The sequence below is a fragment of the Paraburkholderia sp. IW21 genome (genome assembly GCF_041321145.1).
Taxonomy (GTDB): domain Bacteria; phylum Pseudomonadota; class Gammaproteobacteria; order Burkholderiales; family Burkholderiaceae; genus Paraburkholderia.
The window spans coordinates 204,599-222,279 of the sequence record NZ_JBGGWA010000001.1 but is presented as its reverse complement, the minus strand read 5'-3'; the positions used below and the strand labels follow the sequence as shown (position 1 = coordinate 222,279).

Sequence of the window (17,681 nt, the reverse complement as noted above, 5' to 3'; positions counted from 1 at the left end):
GTGGCCGGACTAGTCGCGAGGGCTTAGTTGCGTGAGTACACGGTGGCGCCGCGGACGACCGGTAATTGAGATAGTTCGGGGTGGGCTGACGATAGATATAATCCGCCGTTCCACCCGTCCCACAAAGAGCCTTCATGCGAGTCGCCGTCATTAGCGCCTACTACAAAGAACCGCGTCACGTCTTACGAAGATGTCACGAAAGCGTCCTTGCGCAGCTAGGCGACGTGACCCACTTTATGGTCGCCGATGGATTTCCCGCCTCCGAAGTTGATAGCTGGACGGGTGTGGTCCACATCAAAATTCCCAATCACGCCGACTACGGGGATACACCTCGCGGTGTAGGTGCCGCTTGCGCAGCCTCCAATGGATTTGATGCGATTTGTTTTCTTGACGCCGACAACTGGTATGAGCCAAACCATGTTGAAACGATGCGCATGATCGTCGAGAAAACGGGTGCGCAAGTGGTCACGGCGGCTCGAAATATTTTCACTGTCGACGGCCGTATGCTCGGCATCTGTAAAGAATCCAACGGCGTAGATTTCAACGACACCAACTGTTATTTCCTTACGCGTCCCGCCTTTCCCGCATGCGCGGCGTGGCTATTCAAGGACGTGCGCGAAAGCATTGGCGGCGACAGGGTATTCTGGAACGCCGTGCAAACCGGTGGCTACACGCGGTTCCACTCAACCGCACCAACCGTCAACTACGTGAGCACGCTCGCATTTCACTACCAGATGTTCGGAGAGATTCCGCCCGACGACTCAAAGATGATCTTACAATTGACCGGCTGCCAGCACTTTCAGATGGTTAGTTACGCGCAATTCAAGGCGACGGGCGGAGTGCCCGGTTGGTAACAGCGGTCGTGTACACCCCAATTAAAGCGTATTCCTCCGCAACCTGTCATAGACGCGATTACCAAAGACGTAGCGGAAAACAGCGGTGCAAAGCTGACTCACAAATTTTGTGGACAACTAGGGACCGAGGCCGCGCCTGATCGCGAGAGCTGAGTGATGCTTACTCACGAGCCGCCAGAAGATACTTCTGTTGCTTCAACCACTTGATCGGGATGTGCGAAGGTTGTCCACAGGCTTGCCAACATTTTATGGGGACAAGTTTTTCGCCCTCTGCGCCACCGTTCTGTGTGCCTACGGCGTTAGCCACCGAAGAAGCCCAACGCCGCAAACGCGCAACCCATGCCGCTACCCAAGGCCAAAGATCGCTTAAGCCTTCAGCGGCGAAGCAGCCACTTCTTCCCGCGACTGCACCTGCAAAACCGCATCCCGCTTGTCGAGCAGATGCTGCCGAAGAATCGCGCTCAACTTCTTCCCGTCCCGAGCTTCGAGCGCCTTCAACATCTCGTCATGATCGTGAATCGCGCTATCCCACTTAGGGATCTGAAAATTCGACCGAAACCTCAAGGCCTGCAAGCGCCGATTCACAGCGACATAAGTCTGCCGCAGTGCTGAATTCCTCGCCGCCTCATTGATCTTGTCGTGAATCGCCTGGTTGCGGCTGTAGTACCCGGCCAGATCGTTCTGCGTACGACAAGCGAGCATCGCGTAATGCAACGCCTTGATCTCGGCAAGCTCCGCAGCCGTTATCCGCTCCGCCGCCAACTCGCCGGAGAAAGCTTCAAGACCACTCATCAATTCGAAGGTCTCGCGCAACTCCGCTTCCGACATCTTCGACACCGACGCGCCTCGATTCGGCGAAATCTCGATCAGCCCTTCCGCGGCCAACACTTTCAGCGCCTCTCGCAACGGCGTGCGCGAAATCCCCAGCGTCTCGCATAGCTCGCGCTCGTTCAGTTTTTTGCCCGGTTCGAGCACCCCTTCGACGACAAAGCGGCGAATGTGCTCCACCACCGTGTCGTGCAAGCGCTGACGCTCGACCCTCGGCATGAGCGGGGAAGCAGCCAGACCGGCGTCAAAATCCGAATTTTGCATACAAAAGTCCTCAACATCACGTTAGTTCGGATTTTATCGGAAGCTCACGGATTAGTTAATAGCGAGGGTAAACACGGGTCCTAGCAAGCGATTTTCGCCTTGGGAACATTGTACTTCCTCTGATATAGTTTTTTGAATGCAAAATTCAATCGGAGGAGCCTAATGCTCAAGCTAGACTTTCACCCCGCTGGCCGTCACTTCCTGCAGATCCCGGGTCCGAGCCCCGTGCCCGACCGCATTCTCCGGGCGATGAGTTACCCGACCATCGATCACCGCGGTCCCGAGTTCGGCGAACTCGGTCTGAAGGTGCTTGAAGGCATCAAGAAAATCTTCAAGACGCAGCAGCCGGTGGTGATCTATCCGGCTTCCGGCACCGGTGCATGGGAAGCGGCGCTGTCGAATACGCTGAGCCCCGGCGACCACGTGCTGATGTTCGAAACCGGGCACTTCGCGACGCTGTGGAAAAAGATGGCGGAAAGCCTCGGGCTGAAGCCTGAGTTCCTCGGCTTGCCCGGCATCGAAGGCTGGCGCCGTGGGGTTCAGCCGCAAATGATCGAGGAGCGCCTGCGCGCCGACACGCAGCACGCGATCAAGGCGGTATGCGTCGTGCACAACGAAACCTCCACGGGTGTCACTTCGGATATCGCCGCCGTGCGCCGCGCGATCGACGCCGCCGGTCACCCGGCGCTGCTGCTGGTCGACACGATCTCGGGCCTCGCCTGCGCCGACTATCGCCACGACGATTGGGGCGTCGACGTCACGGTGTCGGGCTCGCAAAAGGGTTTGATGCTGCCGCCGGGCATCAGCTTCAACGCAATCTCGCCGAAGGCGTTCGCCGCCAGCAAACAGGCCAAACTGCCGCGCAGTTTCTGGGACTGGACCGACATCGTCGAGATGAACAAGACCGGCTATTGGCCGTACACGCCGAACACGAACCTGCTGTACGGGCTCAACGAGGCGCTGGAAATGATTCTCGGCGAAGGGCTCGACAACGTGTTCGCTCGTCACGAGCGTCTCGCCGAAGCCACCCGCCGCGCGGTGCGTGCATGGGGGCTGGAGATCCAGTGCGCCGATCCGGCCGTGTATAGCCCGGTGCTCACCGGCGTGATGATGCCGGACGGCGTCGATGCCGATGGGGTGCGCAAGATCATCTACGAACGCTTCGACATGTCGCTCGGCACAGGCCTCGGCAAGATGAAAGGCCGTATGTTCCGCATCGGCCACCTCGGCGACTGCAACGACCTGATGTTGCTGGCAACGCTGGCCGGTTGCGAAATGGGCCTGCGGCTGGCGGGCGTTCCACTCGAGGAAAGTGGCCTGCCGGCCGCTATGGAGTGGTTGAGCGAGCCGACGCAAGCCTCAGGGCTGAAAGCGGCGGCTTGAGCGCTTCAGCGCAACGGCGCGTACCCGCGCGACAGGCAACTCGCAGCAAGGGAGGATGGCAAGCACTTCCCTCAGGAAGCCGCGCATAGAACGCGGCCCTGAACAACATGCAATGGTCCCGCAGCGTATGCCGCTGACGGGCGACGACGCAGCGCGCCATTCCAGGCGCGCCGTCGAATAGACTGCAATGGAGAGAGACGATGAAGCGGTTTCGTATAAGCAGTGCGACCAGTATCGTTCTAGTGATGCTATGCATCATGTACTTCATCACTTACCTCGACCGCGTCAATGTCAGCACGGCGGCGGCAGGTTTCGGCAAGGAATTCGGACTCTCGCACACGGAAGTGGGCCTGGTGTTTTCAGCCTTCGCCTATCCGTACCTGATTTTTCAAATCATCGGTGGCTGGGTCAGTGATCGTTTCGGTGCGAAGCGCACGCTGCTGTTCTGCGGCGCTATCTGGGGCGTTGCGACCTTGCTGACCGGCTTCGCCGGCGGCCTGGTTTCGCTGCTGGCCGCGCGCGTGTTGCTCGGCTTCGGCGAAGGCGCCACATTTCCCGCTGCGACCTCTGCGATGGCGCGCTGGGTCGCGAAAGAAAGACGCGGCTTCGCGCAAGGCATCACCCATGCAGCGTCGCGTATCGGGAATGCGATTGCACCCGGCTTGATCGTGCTCGTGATGGCGACCTGGGGCTGGCGCGAATCGTTCTACATCTGCGGCGTGTTCAGCTTGCTGTGGGTGGCGGTGTGGGCGTTCACGTTCACCGAGCATCCGAAAGATCATCCGCGTATCACGGCCGAAGAGCTCGACATTCTGCCCGCGCCGAAGCCGAAGGCGCCCGGCATGCCCTGGGGTAAATTGTTCCGCCGCATGTGGCCGGTCACGGTTGTGTACTTCTGCTACGGCTGGACCTTGTGGCTGTTCCTGAGCTGGATTCCGCAGTACTTCCTGCACAACTATCATCTGGACCTGAAGAAGTCGGCGATCTTCGCTTCGGTGGTGTTCTTCGCCGGTGTGATCGGCGATACGCTCGGTGGCATCGTGACCGACTGGATCTTCAAGCGCACCGGAAGCCTGAAACGCGCACGTAGCTGGATGGTGTCGCTGTGCATGCTGTTCTGCCTGATATCCCTGATTCCGCTCATGTTCACGCACAGCCTGTATCTCTCGATGGCGTGTCTCGCTTCAGGCTTCTTCTTCGCCGAAATGACGATCGGTCCGATGTGGTCCATTCCGATGGACATCGCGCCGGAACACTCGGGCACCGCGAGCGGCATGATGAACACCGGCTCGGCGTTGGCCGCGATCATCTCGCCGGTGGTCGGTGGGTTCCTGATCGACTACTTCGGCAACTGGAATTTGCCGTTCGTCGGCAGCATTCTGTTGATGGGGATCGGCGTTGTTCTCGCGTTCCGTATGCAGCCGGAAAGCAAGTTCGAGCTCAACGAAGCCCCCAAAGCGCCAACTGTCACCAGCGTGGGTGCATAAGCGGCAACGCGGATCCCCTATCTCTCCAGTTATAAAAATGACGATCACTTTGAGTCAGCGTCTTGCCGACGCGCGCCGCAACCACGAGACGCTCGACACGTTGCCGACCGGCCTGATACCCGCCGATGGCGCCGCCGCCTACACGATTCAGCACGGCATCCTGCGCGTATTGAGCGTGCCGATCGGCGGCTGGAAGATCGGCGCGAAGTCCGACAGCGGCCCGATCCAGGGCGCGCCGTTGCCTGCAAGCGATCTGCATGCCAATGGCGCGCGGCTGCCGCGCGAAGCCTTCGCGCCGTTGGGGCTCGAACTGGAGATCGCGTTCCGTTTCGGCCGCCGCTTCGAGCCTTCGACAACACCCTATAGCGAAGCCGAAGTGCACGCGGGCATCGGCTCGATGGGCGCGACTATCGAGATTGTGGCGAGCCGTTATGCGGCGTGGCCCAACGTCGACAAGCTCGCCCAGCTGGCGGATTTGCAGAATCACGGTGCGCTGATCGTCGGTGAATTCACGCCGTATCGCGAGGATTTTCCGTTTGTGGCGCCGTCGGCGAGTTTCTCTTTCGAAGCGCGTGACGTGGTCGAGACGACGCCGGCCAACCCGGCCGGCGATCCGCGGCGTCTGCTGACATGGCTCGTCAATCACGCCACGTCGCGTGGTATCGCGGTCACGACGGAGATGGTCGTCACTACCGGTTCGTACACCGGAATGTTTTTTCCGAAAGACGCGGGCACGGCGAGCGGATGCATTGAAGGTCTCGCGCCGGTCAGTCTGACGCTGTACTAGCCTGTTCCTATAAGCCGACGATATGACGAACCCCACTTCCGCTTTACTCGTCAAGCCGATCCATCTGGTGCCTTCCGCTGCGCGCTTGACGACTCCGCTCGCGCAGCATCTGCGCAAGTCATTGCGTGGCGACGTGTTGTTCGATGCCGCAAGCCGCGGCCGTTACGCGACCGATGCGTCGATCTATCAGATAACGCCGATCGGCGTGGTGGTGCCGCGCGATCAGGACGATTTGCGCATCGCGCTGGACATTGCGCGTAGCGAGAAAGTCCCGCTGCTCGCGCGCGGCGCGGGCACGAGCCAATGCGGCCAGACGGTCGGAGAGGCGCTGGTAGTCGACACCAGCAAATGGTTGAACAACATCGTTGCATTCGATGCCGATGCGCGCACCGTGACGGTCGAACCGGGCGTCGTGCTGGATCATCTGAACGCATGGCTGAAGCCGCACGGCTTGTGGTTTCCGGTCGATGTCTCGACGGCGGCGCAATGCACGATCGGCGGGATGGCGGGCAACAATTCTTGCGGCTCGCGCTCGATCGAATACGGCAACATGGTGCACAACGTCGAAGCAATCGAAGCGATTCTCGCCGACGGCAGCGAAGCGCGTTTTGCCTCGCTACGCGAGGCACCGCAGGGCGCGCGCTTGCAGCAGATATTCGAAGGCGTAAAGCAGATTGCCGAACGTGAGCGCGATGAAATCGTGGCGCGTGTGCCGAAGGTCTTGCGTCGCGTGGCGGGCTACAACATCGACATGTTCGATTGCCAGAACCCGCGCGCCTATACCGACGACGGCATCGCCAATCTCGCGCATCTGCTGGTCGGCTCCGAAGGCACGCTTGCGTTCAGCCGGCAATTGACGCTCAAGCTCGCGCCACTGCCCACGCATAAAACGCTGGGCGTGGTGAACTTCCCGACCTTCTGGCAGGCGATGGATCTCACGCAGCACATCGTCAAGCTGAAGCCGGTGGCGGTGGAGCTGGTCGATCGCACGATGATCGATCTGGCCATGAGCAATCCCGCGTTCCGTCCGGTGATCGAGAAGGCGCTGGTCGGTCACCCGCAAGCAATCCTGCTGGTGGAATTCGCGGGCGAGAGCCACGATGCGCAACTCGCGTCGCTCAAGCAATTGACAGAATTGATGGCTGACCTCGGCTTGCCCGATTCGGTCGTCGAGATGCCCGCCGCGAATGAACAGAAAGCATTGTGGGAAGTCCGCAAAGCCGGCCTGAACATCATGATGAGCATGAAGGGCGACGGCAAGCCTGTTTCCTTCATTGAAGATTGCGCGGTGCCGCTTGAGCATCTGGCGGAATACACGAGCCGCCTGACTGAAGTGTTCCACCGGCACGGCACCGAAGGCACCTGGTACGCCCATGCGAGCGTGGGTACGCTGCACGTGCGGCCGATTCTCGATATGCGGCGCGACGGTGCGGGGAAGATGCGCGCGATCGCCGAGGAAGCGGCCGCATTGGTGCGCGAATACAAGGGTGCGTATTCGGGCGAACACGGCGACGGGTTGTGCCGGGGCGAATGGGTCGCGTGGCAATACGGGCCGCGTCTGAATCAGGCGTTCAGCGAGATCAAGGCGCTGTTCGATCCGGATAACCGCTTCAATCCCGACAAGATCGTCCGTCCGCCGAAGATGGACGACGCGCACAATTTCCGCTTTGCGCCAGGCTACCAGGCGCATCGGATCGAAACCGCGCTCGACTGGTCGGCATGGAACGTCGAACGCGATCCGCTGACGGGACGGGAGACGCTGCCGGGCAGCGGCAACGATCTGTCGGGCGGCCTCGCGAAAGCCGTCGAGATGTGCAACAACAACGGCCATTGCCGCAAGTTCGACGCGGGCACCATGTGCCCGAGTTATCGCGTAACCAAGGACGAACAACATGTGACGCGAGGACGCGCGAACACTTTGCGTCTGGCGATTTCCGGCCAGCTTGGCGAAGCAGGACTCGCCAGCGACGACGTCAAGGACACGCTCGATCTGTGCGTCTCGTGCAAGGGCTGCAAGCGCGATTGTCCGACGGGCGTCGACATGGCGAAGTTCAAGATCGAGGCACGGGCGGCACGCGTCAAAAGCCACGGTCTGCGTTTGCGCGACAAGCTGGTGGCATTCATGCCGCGCTATGCGGCAACGGCGAGCCGCGTGCCGGGCTTGATGGCACTGGCTGACAACGTGCCGGTGGTGTCGGCGTGGTTGAAGCGCTCAGTGGGATTTGCGCCTGAACGCTCGTTGCCGCGTTTCAGGAAATCGTTTCTATCGGGCGCCTTGGCGGGCAAACCGGCTCAAGGCGGTGCGCTGAAAGAAGTGCTGTTGTTCGTCGATACATTCAACAACAACATGGAGCCGGAAAACCCACGCGCTGCGCAGCAGGTGTTGGAAGCCGCGGGTTACACGGTGCACTTCAACACACGACGAGGCGAGCGGTCCGTGTGTTGCGGTCGCACGTTCCTCGCCGCAGGTTTGGTCGATGAAGCGAAGCAGGAAGCGCGGCGCATGCTCGATCTGTTCAAACCGTTTGTGGAGCGTGGCGTGCCGATTGTCGGGCTGGAGCCGTCGTGTTTGCTGTCGTTGCGCGACGAGTTTCTTCATTACGGTTTCGGCGAGGAAGCACAGCGGCTTTCGAAGCAGGCTTTTCTATTCGAAGAGTTTCTGGTGCGCGAGGAAAAGGCCGGGCGGTTGCAGCTTGCGTTGAAGCCGTTGGCAAAGCAGCAGGCGCTCGTACACGGCCACTGCCATCAAAAGGCCTTCGACGCGTTCACGCCTGTGCAAACCGTGCTGAACTGGATTCCTGGATTGAAGGTCTCGACGGTCGAATCGTCGTGCTGCGGCATGGCGGGCAGTTTCGGCTACGAGGCGGAGCACTACGCGACCTCTCAAGCGATGGCGGAACTGTCGTTGCTGCCCGCAGTGCGCAAAATCGACGGCAACACGGTCATGGTCGCCGACGGCACGAGCTGCCGGCATCAGATCCACGACGGCGCGGGCGTCGATGCAATCCATGTGGCGCGAGTGCTGGCGATGGCGTTGAAATGAGAGACGAGCGGCGTGGCGAGAGGCAGGTCAGCGCGGCGCCGCTATTCAACGCCAACCGCTTGCCGATAGGCAGTCGGCGCCACGCCGACGCTTTCACGAAAGCGGTGACTGAAATGGCTGGCATTCGCATAGCCGCATTGTTCGGCGACTTGCGCGAGCGGCAGCGCCGTGGTGCGTAGCAGCGTGCGGGCGCGTTCGAGCCGCTGCTGCGCGATCCACGCAGCAGGCGGTAGTCCGAACGATGCGCGGAACATGCGCGCAAGATGAAATTCCGACAGTGCCGCCACACCGGCGAGATCGCCGAGCGTGAGCGTCTGCGCGAGATGGCTCTCGATATAGTCGCGTAGGCGCCGCCGGGTTGCGACCGACAGACCGCCCTTAAGCGACGCATCGGTGCGGCGCACGCCTTGTGCACGCAGCAGCAAACTCAGCACCTGATGGGCGGTTTCATTGGTGCGCAGCAGACCGTCGGGGTCTTGCCAGTTTTCATTGGCGAGCGATTGACACAGGCTGGCGATGCGGGCGTCTTCGAAATACGTGCGATCGGCAAGCGTCAGTTCGCGTGGCTCGCGGTCGAGTTCCTGCACGGCACGTTGCGTAAAGTGTTCGGGCAGGAAGTACAGGTGCATGAAATGCATATGGCCGCGCACCCACCAGCGCGACTCATGTTCACCGGGTAGCGCGCAGAGCCGCGCCGGCGCGCCGTAGCGCCCCGGCATTTTCTGTCGCTCGGTGCGATAGCCGCCGTTTAGATAGCACGACAGCGTGTGATGGCCGGGCCGGTCATAGATGGTCTCGGCTTCCTCGATGTCGCGCGTCCAGATGGCGATGGCCAGCCGATCCCCGAGCCAGGCGAACCGTTCCAGATTCGCGTTGGCGCTGCGCAGCGTGTGGCATACCGACTGAAGGCCGAACGGCGTTTCGGTGGAGTCCATCACGGGAGCGGGCGGTCTGACGTTCACGGAACGAGCGGGATGCATCTGATGACTGGGTACGCCAGTATAGAGCGAGCCGTCGGCGGCGGCTTGGCGCTCTGAAAAAGTGCGCAATCCTGGACAAGTGCGGTCGCCTCCGCTGCTGCATAGTTTGAGCTTCCGTTCTACTGTTGCAGGCGTGGCTATGAATTTTTTGCTCTATGCCGTCACCGTTCTGATCTGGGGCACCACGTGGATCGCGATCAAATGGCAACTGGGGACGGTGCCTCCGCCCGTGTCGATCGCGTGGCGTTTCTGGATCGCGGCGCTGGTGCTATTCGCGCTGCTGCGCATCATGCGCCGGCCGATCTGGCCGCCCCGCGCCGCGTGGCGCTTCCTGTTCGCACAAGGATTGGCGCTGTTTTGTCTCAACTTTCTGTGTTTCTACTACGCCGAGCAGATCGTGCCGAGCGGCTTGGTAGCGGTGGTGTTTTCCACTGCGCCGCTGCTGAACTCCATTAACGGCCGTCTCTTCATGGGCCGCCCTTTGCAGCCGTCGGCGGTTGCCGGCGCGGCGTTGGGGCTCGTCGGCATCGTGTGTTTGTTCGTCCAGCAGATGGCCGGACACCTGGGCGACCACGCCGTGTGGTTGGGACTCGGTATCGCGCTCCTCGGGACTTTGTGCTTTTCGGCCGGCAATCTACTGTCGAGCCGGATGCAATCGATGGGCTTGCACCCGTTCGCCACCAATAGCTGGGCGATGCTGATCGGCGCCAGCGTGTTGACAGTAGGCAGCGCGCTGGCCGGCTTTTCCTTCGCAATCGAGCCTGACGCGCGTTATCTGGGTGCGCTCGCCTACCTGGCGGTGTTCGGCTCGGTGATCGGTTTTACTGCGTACCTGATGCTGGTGGGACGCATTGGGCCGGAACGGGCGGCCTACTGCACCGTGCTGTTTCCGATTGTGGCGCTGACGGTTTCGACGGTATTCGAAGGCTACCAATGGTCCGCTTTGGCGGTGGTCGGGCTCTTGCTCGTGCTGGCGGGCAATCTGGTGGCGTTCGATCTGACGCGGCGCATCTTCGGACGGCGGGTGAGGGTTTCCTGAACGCGCGGCGCCCGGGGTGCGTCGGGCACCCCGGGCGGGCAATGCGCATATGCGAGGATAAACGTCAACGTTTAACTATGCGCACTAATTGCTGTGGCACGGATTCAACGCTATGGGTGATGCGTGGAACCTCATCGGGAAACCTAAGTATTCTGCTCTACGCCACTGACGGCACCGCGCTCTCCGGCAAGTTTGCATTGCCCGCTGGCGCCGTGCCGACTGACATCGCGATCACCCCGTCGAGACAAATTCTTGTTGCCGACACCGGACCGACACAGCTGATTCCGACGCGCGCGCGAAAGTCCTGATGTTTCGATGGACGCCTTAACGTGGATCACATCGATCGCGCTAAGTCCGATCACGAATGGACGGCAGCGCATGATCGGTATATAACAACGTGAAAGGATGGCGTGTTCACCGTTGCATGGGACCGGAGTAAGCGCTGAAGCGCTAACTCCGGATCGACAGCGTTGCATGGGACCGGAGTAAGCGCTGAAGCGCTAACTCCGGTCGACAGGAGAGATGTTTCATCATGACGCAAGACGTAACACCTAAGCCCCCCACCGGCGACCGGCCCGAACTGGAACACCTCGACGCAGCCCTCAGTCACGTGGATCAGCAGGTATCGTCCGGCAGCATTGCATCGGGTGCCGCAAAGGGCATTCTGTATAGCCTGATCGAAACGCTCGGCGCGTTCGTCGGCGATCCCGATCTGCCGGAGCACGCGCGTTCGGGTTACGAAGGCCTGCTGGAAGCTGCTCGAGAATTGCGCGCGAAGCTCGACCGTTGAGGATGGTGGCGCGCGGCCTGCAGGCGGCGGGGTTCGCATCGGCATAAGAGCCGGCTTGAGCGCCGATGTGGCGCAGGTGTTTGCTGTTGCGATTTGCCGGGATAATCCGGCGTTGCGATTCTCTGTGATAAAAAGGCGCACTGTCTCCAACACTGCGCTTTTTTTATGCTCTCTGCGTCTGCTATCGCGTTGCTGGCCATCGGCATTGTCGTCGTGCTGATTACGCCGGGTCCTACCAATACACTGCTTGCCGCAGCCGGTTTGCGCCAGGGCGTGCGGCGTTCGTTGCCACTGATTGCGGCCGAACTGGCCGGCTATCTCGTGTCGATTTCCGTGTGGGGGCATTTTCTCGTGCAAGCGGCGCACGCGCTGCCATGGTTGCCGTCGCTGTTGCGCGTGGCGGCCGGCGTGTACATCGCTTATCTTGCCGTCGAGATGTGGCGCGCGGCAGTGGCCTTGCCCGATTCGACGCAGCGGGCGAGCGGCATGCGCACTTTATTCGTGGCGACGCTGCTCAACCCGAAAGGCTTGTTGTTCGCCGGCACGATCTTTCCTGCCGTCGCGTTCGCGCGTGTGCCCGCCTATGCCGTGGCGATGCTGATTTTCGCCTGCCTGCTGGGGCCGATCGCGCTCGCATGGATCGCGTTCGGTGCGGCGCTCGGCAGCGGCAGACTCACCTGGCTGAATCCGGTGAAGATGCAGCGCGGCGCGTCGATCGTGCTGGGGGTGTTTTCCTTGTCGCTCGCGTGGGCCGCGCTGCATTAAGGGCGCGCTTACGCTTCTGCGTTGCTGTCGGCACTTAAGGCTTCAAGCCACGCCGGCGGCGCGGACGTGATGTCCAGTTGCGGTGTGCCGTGCCAGTCCGCACAGCGCTGCAACGCGCGGCGCAGATCGCCTGCGAGCCTTGCACTCAGGCGTACGCCAGGTTCGATGTGCAGAGTCTTCAGTTCGAACACGCCGCTGGCCCGATGCGCTTTCGCATCCACGCGGCCCACCAGGCGCCCCCGGCTCAGGAGCGGCAACACGAAGTAGCCGTATTTGCGCTTCGCCGCCGGCGTATAGCATTCGATCGCGTAGTCGAAGTCGAAGAGGGCGGCGGTGCGCTTGCGGTCCCACACCACCGGATCGAACGGCGACAGCACCGTGGTGACGGTCGACGCGAGCTTGCCGCTCGCTGCGTCGTCGATCATCGGCGCGAATTCATGATGGATGAAGGTGTCCTGCTTCCAGCCTTCCACCTGCACCGGGATCAACGCGCCCTGATCGGCGAGCACGTGCAGTTCGTCGCGATAGGGGCGGTGCGGCAGCCGGTAGTAATCGGCGACCCAATCGGCGCGCACGACACCGAGCGCGCGGCAGGTACGGCGCAACACTTTCTCGGTGACGGTTGCCTGCGGCGGCAGATCGCGCGCGTCGTCCCAGTTTGGCAACACGCGTTCGGTCAGATCGTAGACGCGATGAAAATTGCGCCGTTCGGCCACCATCAGTTGCCCGATCGCGAACAGCACTTCCAGGTGGCGCTTCTCCGGCTTCCAGTCCCACCAGCCATTACCCTTGCCCGCCTCGCGGGCGAAGTCCGCTGAACGCACCGGGCCTGTCGCACGGATGTGCGCGAGCAGTTCGTCGATATCCTTGCGATGCTTCTTGTGCCACTCGGCCGCGTATTTCCAGCCCATGCCGCTCGGGTCGAGCATGCGGTGGCGCAGCAGCCCGTAGTCTTCGGTCGGGACGAAACAGGCTTCATGCGACCAGTACTCGAACAGCTTGCCTTCGGCGAGATGCTCGTCCAGCCATTGCTGCGGATACGCGCCGAGCCAGCTGAACAGCACGAGGTACGGGCTGCGTGCCACCACGTGGATCGTATCGATCTGCAATTGCGCCATGCGGCGAATCGCGTCGAGCACGTCGGCTTTGACGGCCTTGCGGCGCGGCGGCGTCAGCAAACCTTGCGCGGCCAGATGCAGGGTGCGGGCGGCGGATAGTGGAAGCGTCTTCACGCGGGCATTGGTCACGGGTTTGGGGTCAGTGTTACCGGCCGTGCCCATGATGGCGATCCCAGCCGCGATGTCGGCCATTGTCATGCCAACGGTGCCCGCGGTAGTAATCGCCGCGATACCCATAGCCATACGCCGGTTGCACGGGCGCATAAATGACCGGCGGCGGCGCATAGACTACGGGCGGCGGGGCATACATGAGGCCTGGCGTGTTGACGAACACGCCGACGTCGACTCGGGCCGACGCAGCGGTCGATGCGCAGGCGGCCACCAGGCCGAAGGTGGCGAAAACGATCGCGCGGTTGATCATGCTTATCTCCTGTTCCGAAAGAGCCGGCCATTCACTGTCGAATGGCTGACGGCAATATTACGAAACAGAAAGCAAGTCAGGTGCAACCAGTTGAAGGCGTGTGTAACAGCAGATTACCCGCCGGTCCTTCAGGCGCCCAAAGCCACGGCCTCTCCCGCCGACATCGCCAGCAGCTGATGAATCTGCGCGACTACCGCCGCCCCTTCTCCGACCGCCGCCGCGACGCGTTTCGTCGATCCGGCGCGCGCGTCGCCGATTGCGTACACGCCCTCCACCGTCGTTGCGAGATCGCAGACGGATGCCCCGTCCACGCCAGTGCCAGTCAGCACGAAACCCTTGTCGTCCAGCTCTACGCCGCAGGTGCGCAGCCAGTCGGTATTCGGATCCGCACCGGTGAAAAGGAACAGATGCCGCGTATCGAAGCTTTCGGTGCCGTCCGGCAAGGGCTTCTTCAACGAAACCGAGGCCAACCCGATTTCGTCCGCGTCGAGCCGGCCAATCTCCGAATTCGGATGCACGAAGACATTTGGCAGCGAGCGGATGCGGTCGATCAGATAGCGCGACATGGTGGCTTCAAAGCCGCTTCGGCGGATCAGCACGTGGACCTTGGCCGCATGCGTCGCCAGATAGACGATCGCCTGGCCGGCCGAATTGCCGCCGCCCACCAGCACGATTTCCTGGCGCTTGCATAGCTTGGCTTCGACCGGCGACGCCCAGTAATAGACGCCGCGTCCATCGAAGCGGTCGAGCCCTTCGAGCGCGGGGCGCCGATACACCGCGCCGCTCGCGATCACGATGGCGCGGGCGGTGATATGGCCGCCGCACTTGAGTTCCAGCCGATGGGGCGCCTCCGCGCAATGCAGCGCCTTGACGTGAACCGGAATCGCCACGTGCGCGCCAAACTTCTGCGCCTGCACGAACGCGCGACCCGCCAGCGCCTGACCGGAGATGCCGGTCGGAAAGCCAAGATAGTTTTCGATCCGCGAGCTGGCGCCCGCCTGGCCACCCGGCGCGCGGCTGTCGAGCACAATGACCGACAGTCCTTCGGACGCCGCGTACACCGCGGTAGCGAGTCCGGCCGGCCCGGCGCCGACGATCGCAACGTCGTACACATGCGCATCGTCGAGATCGGGCAGCAGGCCGAGGCAACTGGCGAGTTCCGGCATGCTCGGATGACGCAGCACGGAGCCGTCCGGGCAGATCACCAGCGGCATGTCTTCCCGCTGCGCGGCGAATTGCTCGATCAGACGCAGCGCGTCTTCGTCGCGTTCGTCGATGACTGAGTGAGGGTGGCCGTTGCGTGACAGGAAGCCCTGCAACATCACGAGCTGTGCATCGCTGCTGTTGCCGATGAGGATCGGGCCGCCCGCGCCTTTCTCGATCAGCGAGACACGCCGCAGAATCAGGGCACGCATGATGCGCTCGCCCAGTTCGGCTTCAGCGACGATCAGCGCGCGCAGCTTGTCCGGCGGAATCAGCAACGCGTCCACTGAACTGAGCGCCATGCCGTTGACCAGCGCGGGACGCCCGGACAATTGACCGACTTCGGCGAGAAAATGCCCGGCGCCATGCTCGCCAATCACGACCTCACGCCCAATGCCGTCGCGCTGATAGACCTTCACGCGCCCATTCAACATCACGAACATGCCGGGGCCGGTATGGCCGGTTTCGAACATCAGCTCACCGGCTTCCCAGTGACCCACTTCGCCGAAGCGGCGCAGACGATCGATTTCCGCGCACGTGAGTTCGGGGAACATCTGATGCATGCGTGTCGAGAGCGACGAAAACGGCGCGTCGGCGACGATGGTTTGTTGCCCTTCAGTTTCTTGAGTCGAAAGCATTGAACCGCTCCTTCGGTGTTCATCCTGATTGGTCGACACGAGGGGCCGAAGCGGCGCGGGCGCGCAAGGGCGCCATTAGAGGTGCGCTGCTACGCTACACGGCCTTCGGCGCGATCTCGTCGACCGCCACGTCCGACGGCGGCGTGTCGGGCAGCGCATCCACCGCCTTGCCCGAGTCGCGCCAGGCTTCCATGCCGCCGCGCAACGGCAGCACGTCTGAGAAGCCGGCTTCGCTCAGCTGTTTGGCCATCCATGCCGCGGAGATTTCGTTCGGGCACGAACAGTAGATCACCACTTTCTCATCGTGCGGGTACGTCGCGATGATCGCGTCGAGCTGCCGCTCGTCAGCGAATTGCGAACCCGGAATCACGAACGGGTCGAGCTTACGCTTTTCCTGTGAACGGATATCGAACAGCACCGGCGTTTTGCCTGCCGCGACCAGCACCGCCAGTTCGTCGACTTCGATCCGCGCGGTGGCGAGCTTCGAAATCAGTTGGCGCCGACGGATCCAGCGATAGGTCCCGTACAGCAGCAGCAACGCAACGGCCACCAAGGCGGCCGTGCGGCCCAGACGCCCGGCCATGGCGAACAGCATGTCGATCTGCTGCGCGAACAGTGCACCGATGATGAGACCCGTGCCGGACCACAACGCGGCGCCGATGCCGTCATACGTGAGAAACGTGCGGTAGCGGGTGCCCATCGCGCCGGCCATCGGAATCGACACGATCGACAGGCCCGGGACGAACTTCGCCACGGCCAGCACGCGCACACCCCAGCGGCCGAAAAAGCGTTCGGTCTTTTTTACGCAGGTGTCGCGTGATAGAGAAAGGCGGCAGATGGCTTTCAGTGTGTTGCCGCCGTAGATGCGGCCGGCGAGATACCACGCGCTGTCGCCGATCAGCGTGGCGAATATCGACAGGACGAGAACCGGCAGCAATTGCGTGCCCACCGAGCCGGGATGCATGGCCGCCATCGCGCCGAACAGCACGAGCGCTGGCATCGCCGGGACTGGCAGCCCGAGAGAGGCGGCCAGCACGTTGGCGAAGACGAGCGCCGGCCCATATTGCTCGACGAGATCATGTAGCATCGACTTACATCCGCAGCCCTTTCGGGAGCGGCGCAGGTAGGGAAAGCGAAGGAGAATGCAAAGATTATGGACGCATTTTTCAGACGTGCAAACGCCAGGAAAAGATGCCCGTTATTCGGGTGTTAAAAGCGCGGCTGAGGCGCGTTGAACGGATTAAGTACGCGGATTGGAAGCGCGAATGGAACAAAGCGAAACTGATTGACGTTCGCTCGGCAAGCTAGTGGCCGAATAATGCCCCGCCCGCGTCCGAGGGGCTTCCGACCAGCACGTAATTCAACCGGTGGCGCCGAGACGGTACGGCATCCGCGCACGAGCGCGATGCCGTGTGCAGGCGCTTTATTGACGATGATTGTGCTGTTCACCCGGCAACTCCGCACCATGCGCGCGGATCGCCGCAATCAGTTCGGCCGGCGTGATTTCGTAGCGCACTTCGCGGTGAATGCCTGGCTTGCGCTCATCGACCTCGATCAGAAGAATGCCTTTGCCGTCTTCTGTCGATTCGAGGCGCAGCGAGCGGAGTTCGCGCGCCGTTGCGTCGTCGTATTCGGTGAGCAGGGCCATTGACCCGGAGGACCCGGTAGTGCGCATCGAAGTTGTCCTTGTTCCGTTGTTGATCGAACCATTGTAAGGGCAGGTGGGCGCGCCGCGGCGGCCGACTGCGGCAACCAGTTTAACGCGACTCCCCGCCACGACGGACGCATTTTTCGTGCCCCGTGGCGGTGCAACGCTTCTTCCCGGCCGTCACCGAGATGACGCGCGGTTCGGTTATAGGAGGGCGCAACGAGAGAAACGATCGCCAAAAAAATAGCCCGTCCTTGAAGGGACGGGCCGCTAAACGCCGTTGTTACTCGGGTCAACCGCCCTTGCAACCAACTGGGCGCTGACGGTTCCATCCTGATGCGCCAATAGCAGGCTGTCGAGGTGGGAGTAACGCCGATCTGTCAGATCAATGTCGCTTCTTCCTGTGCGATCCCGTGCGCGCCGTTTCGCCTGG

General features: G+C 61.9%; 15 protein-coding genes. 8 read left to right on the top strand and 7 right to left on the bottom strand.

The features are described 5' to 3' along the window. The first annotated feature begins 134 nt into the window (after positions 1 to 134). Positions 135 to 854 (top strand): glycosyltransferase, encoded by a 720-nt coding sequence (locus ACAX43_RS00965; RefSeq protein WP_370706551.1) that lies wholly within the window; start codon positions 135 to 137, stop codon positions 852 to 854. 366 nt (positions 855 to 1,220) lie between these two features. Here ACAX43_RS00965 and ACAX43_RS00960 read toward each other — a convergent pair whose 3' ends face one another. Beyond that, on the bottom strand, positions 1,221 to 1,946 hold the full coding sequence (locus tag ACAX43_RS00960) for a GntR family transcriptional regulator (protein WP_370706550.1): 726 nt from the start codon (positions 1,944 to 1,946) through the stop codon (positions 1,221 to 1,223). Positions 1,947 to 2,108: 162 nt separating this feature from the next. On the opposite strand from ACAX43_RS00960, the gene ACAX43_RS00955 reads away from it, so the two are divergent. The 4 genes from ACAX43_RS00955 (at position 2,109) to ACAX43_RS00940 (ending at position 8,646) form a co-directional block, all read left to right on the top strand. Further along, a complete protein-coding gene (locus ACAX43_RS00955; RefSeq protein ID WP_370706548.1) occupies positions 2,109 to 3,329 on the top strand; it encodes an alanine--glyoxylate aminotransferase family protein in 1,221 nt (406 codons plus the stop codon). Between the two features lie 200 nt (positions 3,330 to 3,529). Then, on the top strand, positions 3,530 to 4,816 hold the full coding sequence (locus ACAX43_RS00950) for an MFS transporter (protein WP_370706547.1): 1,287 nt from the start codon (positions 3,530 to 3,532) through the stop codon (positions 4,814 to 4,816). 37 nt (positions 4,817 to 4,853) lie between these two features. Then, on the top strand, positions 4,854 to 5,603 hold the full coding sequence (locus tag ACAX43_RS00945) for a 2-keto-4-pentenoate hydratase (RefSeq protein WP_370706546.1): 750 nt from the start codon (positions 4,854 to 4,856) through the stop codon (positions 5,601 to 5,603). Between the two features lie 22 nt (positions 5,604 to 5,625). After that, complete coding sequence (locus tag ACAX43_RS00940) at positions 5,626 to 8,646, top strand: FAD-binding and (Fe-S)-binding domain-containing protein (protein WP_370706545.1); 3,021 nt, start codon at positions 5,626 to 5,628, stop codon at positions 8,644 to 8,646. Between the two features lie 41 nt (positions 8,647 to 8,687). Here ACAX43_RS00940 and ACAX43_RS00935 read toward each other — a convergent pair whose 3' ends face one another. Next, the gene (locus tag ACAX43_RS00935) at positions 8,688 to 9,626 is read right to left on the bottom strand and encodes a helix-turn-helix domain-containing protein (RefSeq protein ID WP_370706544.1); all 939 of its coding nucleotides are present in this window, start codon (positions 9,624 to 9,626) and stop codon (positions 8,688 to 8,690) included. Between the two features lie 139 nt (positions 9,627 to 9,765). Here ACAX43_RS00935 and ACAX43_RS00930 point away from each other — a divergent pair, with 139 nt between their 5' ends. The 3 genes from ACAX43_RS00930 to ACAX43_RS00920 all read left to right on the top strand — a co-directional run bounded on the left by ACAX43_RS00930 (position 9,766) and on the right by ACAX43_RS00920 (position 12,220). Further along, positions 9,766 to 10,665, top strand: coding sequence for a DMT family transporter (locus tag ACAX43_RS00930; protein ID WP_370706543.1), 900 nt, complete (start codon positions 9,766 to 9,768; stop codon positions 10,663 to 10,665). A gap of 532 nt (positions 10,666 to 11,197) precedes the next feature. Then, entirely contained in the window at positions 11,198 to 11,455 is a 258-nt protein-coding gene (locus tag ACAX43_RS00925) for a hypothetical protein (protein ID WP_370706542.1), read from the top strand. Between the two features lie 165 nt (positions 11,456 to 11,620). Further along, on the top strand, positions 11,621 to 12,220 hold the full coding sequence (locus ACAX43_RS00920; RefSeq protein WP_370706541.1) for a LysE family translocator: 600 nt from the start codon (positions 11,621 to 11,623) through the stop codon (positions 12,218 to 12,220). A gap of 8 nt (positions 12,221 to 12,228) precedes the next feature. On the opposite strand, the gene ACAX43_RS00915 is transcribed toward ACAX43_RS00920, so the two are convergent. From ACAX43_RS00915 to ACAX43_RS00895, 5 genes are all read right to left on the bottom strand, one after another. Next, positions 12,229 to 13,452 (bottom strand): winged helix-turn-helix domain-containing protein, encoded by a 1,224-nt coding sequence (locus tag ACAX43_RS00915; protein WP_370707068.1) that lies wholly within the window; start codon positions 13,450 to 13,452, stop codon positions 12,229 to 12,231. Positions 13,453 to 13,483: 31 nt separating this feature from the next. Further along, positions 13,484 to 13,759: a hypothetical protein gene (locus tag ACAX43_RS00910; RefSeq protein WP_370706540.1), complete on the bottom strand. Its 276-nt coding sequence runs from the start codon at positions 13,757 to 13,759 to the stop codon at positions 13,484 to 13,486. A gap of 128 nt (positions 13,760 to 13,887) precedes the next feature. Further along, the gene (locus ACAX43_RS00905; protein WP_370706539.1) at positions 13,888 to 15,600 is read right to left on the bottom strand and encodes an FAD-dependent oxidoreductase; all 1,713 of its coding nucleotides are present in this window, start codon (positions 15,598 to 15,600) and stop codon (positions 13,888 to 13,890) included. 94 nt (positions 15,601 to 15,694) lie between these two features. After that, positions 15,695 to 16,687: a DedA family protein/thiosulfate sulfurtransferase GlpE gene (locus ACAX43_RS00900; RefSeq protein WP_370706538.1), complete on the bottom strand. Its 993-nt coding sequence runs from the start codon at positions 16,685 to 16,687 to the stop codon at positions 15,695 to 15,697. Positions 16,688 to 17,023: 336 nt separating this feature from the next. Next, positions 17,024 to 17,275 carry a hypothetical protein gene (locus ACAX43_RS00895; protein WP_007178686.1) on the bottom strand — a complete coding sequence of 84 codons (252 nt, stop codon included), beginning with the start codon at positions 17,273 to 17,275 and terminating at the stop codon, positions 17,024 to 17,026. Between the last annotated feature and the right edge of the window lie 406 nt (positions 17,276 to 17,681).